At 57.3% G+C, this 5,769-nt stretch carries 6 protein-coding genes; 5 read left to right on the forward strand and 1 reads right to left on the reverse strand.

Annotated features, from left to right (window positions below):
• Positions 1-89 precede the first annotated feature (89 nt).
• A complete protein-coding gene (gene aac(3)-IId / locus KHQ28_RS23350; RefSeq protein WP_000557454.1) occupies positions 90-950 on the forward strand; it encodes an aminoglycoside N-acetyltransferase AAC(3)-IId in 861 nt (286 codons plus the stop codon).
• 12 nt (positions 951-962) lie between these two features.
• On the forward strand, positions 963-1,505 hold the full coding sequence (locus KHQ28_RS23355) for an AAA family ATPase (protein ID WP_000587837.1): 543 nt from the start codon (positions 963-965) through the stop codon (positions 1,503-1,505).
• Between the two features lie 481 nt (positions 1,506-1,986).
• On the opposite strand, the gene KHQ28_RS23360 is transcribed toward KHQ28_RS23355, so the two are convergent.
• The gene (locus KHQ28_RS23360) at positions 1,987-2,178 is read right to left on the reverse strand and encodes a hypothetical protein (protein WP_000951934.1); all 192 of its coding nucleotides are present in this window, start codon (positions 2,176-2,178) and stop codon (positions 1,987-1,989) included.
• A 23-nt stretch (positions 2,179-2,201) separates the two neighbouring features.
• Between KHQ28_RS23360 and KHQ28_RS23365 the strand changes: the two genes are divergently transcribed.
• The 3 genes from KHQ28_RS23365 (at position 2,202) to KHQ28_RS23375 (ending at position 5,101) form a co-directional block, all read left to right on the forward strand.
• The gene (locus KHQ28_RS23365; RefSeq protein WP_000248278.1) at positions 2,202-2,429 is read left to right on the forward strand and encodes a hypothetical protein; all 228 of its coding nucleotides are present in this window, start codon (positions 2,202-2,204) and stop codon (positions 2,427-2,429) included.
• A 50-nt stretch (positions 2,430-2,479) separates the two neighbouring features.
• Entirely contained in the window at positions 2,480-3,616 is a 1,137-nt protein-coding gene (locus KHQ28_RS23370) for a DUF3883 domain-containing protein (RefSeq protein ID WP_000080861.1), read from the forward strand.
• A 114-nt stretch (positions 3,617-3,730) separates the two neighbouring features.
• The gene (locus KHQ28_RS23375) at positions 3,731-5,101 is read left to right on the forward strand and encodes an IS1182-like element ISCfr1 family transposase (RefSeq protein ID WP_000971921.1); all 1,371 of its coding nucleotides are present in this window, start codon (positions 3,731-3,733) and stop codon (positions 5,099-5,101) included.
• Positions 5,102-5,769: the final 668 nt, after the last annotated feature.

Below are 5,769 nucleotides of genomic sequence, written 5' to 3' on the forward strand. Positions count from 1 at the left end.
TCTCATGACCAAAATCCCTTAACGGGAGTTTTCGTTCCACTGAGCGTCAGACCCCGTATAGTGTTTTGCAGTTTAGAGGAGATATCGCGATGCATACGCGGAAGGCAATAACGGAGGCGCTTCAAAAACTCGGAGTCCAAACCGGTGACCTCTTGATGGTGCATGCCTCACTTAAAGCGATTGGTCCGGTCGAAGGAGGAGCGGAGACGGTCGTTGCCGCGTTACGCTCCGCGGTTGGGCCGACTGGCACTGTGATGGGATACGCGTCGTGGGACCGATCACCCTACGAGGAGACTCTGAATGGCGCTCGGCTGGATGACGAAGCCCGCCGTACCTGGCTGCCGTTCGATCCCGCAACAGCCGGGACTTACCGTGGGTTCGGCCTGCTGAATCAATTTCTGGTTCAAGCCCCCGGCGCGCGGCGCAGCGCGCACCCCGATGCATCGATGGTCGCGGTTGGTCCGCTGGCTGAAACGCTGACGGAGCCTCACGAACTCGGTCACGCCTTGGGGGAAGGATCGCCCGTCGAGCGGTTCGTTCGCCTTGGCGGGAAGGCCCTGCTGTTGGGTGCGCCGCTAAACTCCGTTACCGCATTGCACTACGCCGAGGCGGTTGCCGATATCCCCAACAAACGGTGGGTGACGTATGAGATGCCGATGCTTGGAAGAGACGGTGAAGTCGCCTGGAAAACGGCATCGGATTACGATTCAAACGGCATTCTCGATTGCTTTGCTATCGAAGGAAAGCCGGATGCGGTTGAAACTATAGCAAATGCTTACGTGAAGCTCGGTCGCCATCGAGAAGGTGTCGTGGGCTTTGCTCAGTGCTACCTGTTCGACGCGCAGGACATCGTGACGTTCGGCGTCACCTATCTTGAGAAGCATTTCGGAACCACTCCGATCGTGCCTCCGCACGAGGCCGTCGAGCGCTCTTGCGAGCCTTCAGGTTAGAGGCCGTCGACAATGATAATCTGGATCAACGGACCTTTCGGCGCCGGAAAGACGACGCTCGCTAAGCGGCTGCGCGATCGGCGTTCCAAATCGCTGATCTTTGACCCCGAGGAAATCGGGTTCGTGGTGAAAGAAACGGTCCCCATGCCAGCGAGCGGAGACTATCAGGATCTCCCCTTGTGGAGGGGACTTACGATCGCGGCGGTCAGGGAGATTCGAAGGAATTACTCGCAGGACATCATCATCCCAATGACGCTCGTGCACCCGGACTATCTGACTGAGATACTCGACGGGGTAAGGCGGATCGACGATCAGCTGCTGCACATCTTTCTGACGCTCAACGAGGACCTATTGCGTCACCGGATCGCGAACCAGACCATGCATCCTGACCCGAATCGAAATGCGGAGATTCGAGAGTGGCGATTAGCGAATGTCGCCCGATGCTTGGCCGCAAGGGAACGGCTTCCATGCACAACCCGTGTTCTCGATAGTGGTGCACACACCAGCGATGAACTCGCAGCGATGGTGCTCGACGGAATCGATGGGCGCACCTGATCGCCTTCGACGCCTGCGCAAAGCGTAGCGCGAGGGTGGCGGGCTCACGACCAAACGCCCAGAGGTCGATCATCGCAGGGATGTTTGGCTTTGTGGTGCGGACGACGGGACTCGAACCCGTACTCTCACAGAGAAGCAGATTTTCGTACCACCTCGACTTTCGCCGCCGTCTGATGACGTTCGTGGTCTGGACTGTCCCTTCGCCATTGCCCGAAGGCTTTAGGCGCCGCCCGTCCAGTCTCTACACCTTCCCCCGAAGGGGCTTGGCTCGGGATTGGCTTAGGGTATTGCCCGTTAGCGTTCCCCGACTTTGAGCGGTTCTACTCCGCGGATTTCCCCGCGGGCACTCCAATTTTAAAGTCTGCTGCGTCTACCGATTTCGCCACGTCCGCCTTTTTTCGCCGTTCCTAGCGCTCGTGCGATGCACCTATGTTGCACCTAGCGCCGAATCGTTCTTCGTCATCCTGAAAAACCACGTCTCCTAAAGCCTTGCATAGCTTATCTTTTCTCCACCACGAACTTTTTTGTGGGATGGTAGAAAAAAAGACTTTTTAAGTCCGCTGGCTTGCCAGGCCTTGTTAGCTTGTACGGTCATGGTTATCGGGTAAAGAATATTGACGGCATCGCTGGTGTCGGTGGCTGAAAAGCCGGCTCCCATCAGGGCAATAGCCATTTCAGATGCAGGCGTACAGGGCAATGGTCAACAGCTACAGCCTGTCTGACGATTCCGGCGTCATGGCTGCGGCGGCTATCACGCATTTTTTGTTCGGTCAGGCGGTGTTTTCGTACCTCAATGGTTGGAGCGTGTTGATCGGACCTGGTACAGGTTTGGACAGCACGGGCTGCAAATACGCAAGGGATTTAATGGGCCTGGTGGCGTTCACGGCTTTTATCGTGACGTTTCTGTTCAGGGGCTACTCATAATCTCGTGGCTCGGCGGTTCCCGGCACACCATGACAGTAAGGAAGGACCCTGTGTCTCAACTCTCCCAGCTTCGAAGCCCCGCCGCCGTGCAGGCTGCCATCGATGAGTTCGTGCAACTGGGCCGCACGAAATTCCTGGCGCGCCACGGCTACGGCAAGTCCCGCGACTTCCTGGTACGTGATCCGAAGACCGGCACCGATTGCGATTCCAAGGCCATCGCCGGTGTGGCCTTCGGCAAGCAATTTCCCGAGCAGGGCCCGCTCACTGCTGACAGCTTCTCCGGTGGCGAGACGACCGTCGTTCCGGCGCTGACGCGGCTCGGGTTTCGCATCATTCGCATCGGCGAAGACTGGTCCGAAGAAGAGGTCCTGGCCACGGTCGAAGACTATTTCGACATGCTGCGTGCCGAGGCGGCTGGGGAGCCGTACCACAAGTCCGAGCACAACCAGGCACTGCGCCAACTGCTGAACGGTCGCAGCAAGTCTTCAGTCGAGCTCAAGCACCAGAACATTAGCGCCGTACTCGATGCCCTGGGCCTGCCCTATATCAACGGCTACAAGCCACGCGGCAACAGCCAACTGCTGCTGCGTAAATCCGTACACGCCTACGTTCTGGAACATCAGCAGACGGTCGGCGCTCTTGTCGATGCCCTGGAGGAGGTAAAACTTCCGGGTGACAAAACCTACCGAGCGGCTTTGGTAGAACCACCCGCCCGTGAAGTGCTTGTGCGTACCCCGGCATCTCTACGGCAACGCCTACCGCGAAAGTTCGATTATGCCGCTCGCGATGAAGCCAACCGCAAGCTGGGCCGGGCAGGGGAGCAGTGGGTGATTGGCTACGAACAGCAACGCCTGACCGAGCTCGGCCACCCAGAGCTTTTTCAGCGGCTGGATTGGGTGTCCGACACCCAGGGAGACGGTGCGGGGTTCGACATCCTGTCGTTCGAAGAGGACGCCCATGAGCGCTTCATCGAGGTGAAAACCACCAATGGCGGGGTAGGCTCGTCTTTCTTGGTCAGCCACAACGAACTCGAATTCTCCAAGGAGGCGGGCGATCAATTCCATCTGTATCGCGTGTTCCAGTTTCGGGACGGTCCGCGCCTGTTCACGCTACCCGGCGACCTCAGCCAACATGTGCATCTCAAGCCGACGGACTACCGGGCGAGTTTCCGGAGTTTGGTGGGGTAAAGGCAGGGTTCTGTTGAGCCGAATGGCTGTGTGCGGCCGATTCTGTTGAAAAAGTAGCGGCCTCCCCATGCCGTTGGCAAAATTGCTTTGTCAGCGAGCGTGGGGGCGAACAGCATGATGGGACAGTTACCGGGAGGACAGCAGCGCCTGTTCTACTCGTTCAATCTGGAAGATCACGTCCCGGCCCAACATCTCCTGCGCAGCATCGACCAGTGCTTGGATCTCAGTGATCTACGTGCCTACCTGGCAGATTTCTATAGCCCCATCGGGCGTCCCTCGATTGACCCGGAGTTGATGGTGCGCATGCTGGTCGTCGGCTACTGCTATGGCATTCGTTCCGAGCGGCGATTGTGCGAAGAGGTGCACCTGAACCTGGCCTATCGCTGGTTCTGCCGGTTGGGTCTGGAAGACGAAGTCCCCAATCACTCGACCTTCTCGAAGAATCGCCATGGGCGTTTTCGTGACAGCGATCTATTCCGCTGGTTATTCAATGAGGTGCTGCGGCGCTGCATGGCAGCCGGCCTAGTCAAGGGTGAAGGTTTCGCCGTCGACGCCAGCATCATTAAGGCGGATGCCAGCCGGCAACGTGGGGTGGCGGGAGATGAGGTCGATTGGAACGATCCAAAGCTCAGCAGCCGCGCAGTGCGCGAGTACCTCGAAGCCCTTGATGAAGAGGCGCTGGCTGAGGCTCTTCCCAAGAAAATTTCGCTCACTGATCCTCAGTCCCGTTGGACAGCAGCGCCAGGTGGCCCGGCCTTTTTTGCCTACTCCACGAATTACCTGATCGACACTGAGCACGGTGTGATCATGGACGTGGAAGCTACCCCGGCGCACCGTACCGCCGAAGTCGATTCGACTAGGACGATGGTCGAGCGTGTCGAGGCGCAGTTCGATCTCACACCGGAACGCCTTATCGGCGATACCGCTTATGGCACCGCCCCGATGCTGGCCTGGATGGTCGAAGAAAAGGACATCGAACCGCATGTGCCGGTGTGGGACAAGACCGAGCGCAAGGACGACAGCCTCTCCAGTAACGACTTTCACTGGAGTCAGGACGCCAATGAATATCGCTGCCCAGCCGGCAAACCGCTACGCAGTGAATGGCGCGCCTTCACCCAGCAAAGGTCGCGGGTAACTAAGGCCAAAACCGTCATTTACCGCTCCAGCCAAACCGACTGCGCCACCTGCCCGTTGAAAGCGAAATGCTGCCCCAACACGCCGAATCGGAAGATCGTCCGCAGCATCCATGAGGCTGCCCGCGACGTGGCTCGACGCATCGCCAAGACACCGGAGTACCTCGTCTCTCGCTGCGAACGAAAGAAGGTGGAGATGCTTTTCGCCCACCTCAAACGGATCATGAAACTCGACCGTTTACGACTGCGTGGCCTAACGGGTGCCACTGACGAATTCACCTTGGCTGCGATGGTGCAGAACCTGCGCCGCATGGCCAAGCTTTTGCCTCAAGGGCCACCGCTGACGGGATAGGTATGCCTGCTACGAGCAGAAACCCTCAAATTAACCCTTAAACCTGAGCAAGGACGCTCAGTGAAACGCCGGAAGGCAACTTGAAGTGGCTTGCAGCCACTTCGACAGCAGGCACACCTGATCGGCAGGCTGCCGCTAAAGCTACTTTTTCAACAGAATCGGCCGATTTGTGCCGGTCGTCAAGGACCGCTTCGGATCACTCTCAACCGGATCGCGGGCCAGCTGATTTGCTAAAACCCGCGCCAAACTCAACGAAGGATTTCGCATGATCCGTTTTTTTTGGCGATCACGCTCGGCCTGATGGTTGGCTGCTCGTCGAGTTCAAGTTCGATCTGATCAGTGAGCGGTAGCGCAAGTGGATCGCCTCAGCCAAGCAGCGTTGTTGCCGGCGGCCGGAAGAAAGCCTTGAACTAGTAGCGGAAAGGATGAAACTTTATTTTTACGATTCTCAGCATTTTCCAAGGTTGAGCGAAAATTAGGATGATACTTTAATGATTCCGGCCTCCATCCCCACAAAACGCTTGCAGATGGCAGAATTGAAATAAGTCATTGTTTTAAATGGATTTTTGCAGGAATTGCTACGTTGCAGGGTCCTGTAGTTAGGATGACACTTTATTTTCCTCCCACAGGCCTCGTGATACGCCTATTTTTATAGGTTAATGTCATGA

It is taken from the genome of Klebsiella sp. 28 (assembly GCF_018223905.1).
Classification (GTDB): domain Bacteria; phylum Pseudomonadota; class Gammaproteobacteria; order Enterobacterales; family Enterobacteriaceae; genus Klebsiella; species Klebsiella pneumoniae.

Excerpts from the sequence above, each read along its gene's own strand:
- KHQ28_RS23355 (WP_000587837.1), top strand. The coding sequence starts at position 963 with ATGATAATCTGGATCAACGGACCTTTCGGCGCCGGAAAGACGACGCTC.
- KHQ28_RS23360 (WP_000951934.1), bottom strand. The coding sequence starts at position 2,178 with ATGGCTATTGCCCTGATGGGAGCCGGCTTTTCAGCCACCGACACCAGC.
- KHQ28_RS23365 (WP_000248278.1), top strand. The coding sequence starts at position 2,202 with ATGGTCAACAGCTACAGCCTGTCTGACGATTCCGGCGTCATGGCTGCG.
- KHQ28_RS23375 (WP_000971921.1), top strand. The coding sequence starts at position 3,731 with ATGATGGGACAGTTACCGGGAGGACAGCAGCGCCTGTTCTACTCGTTC.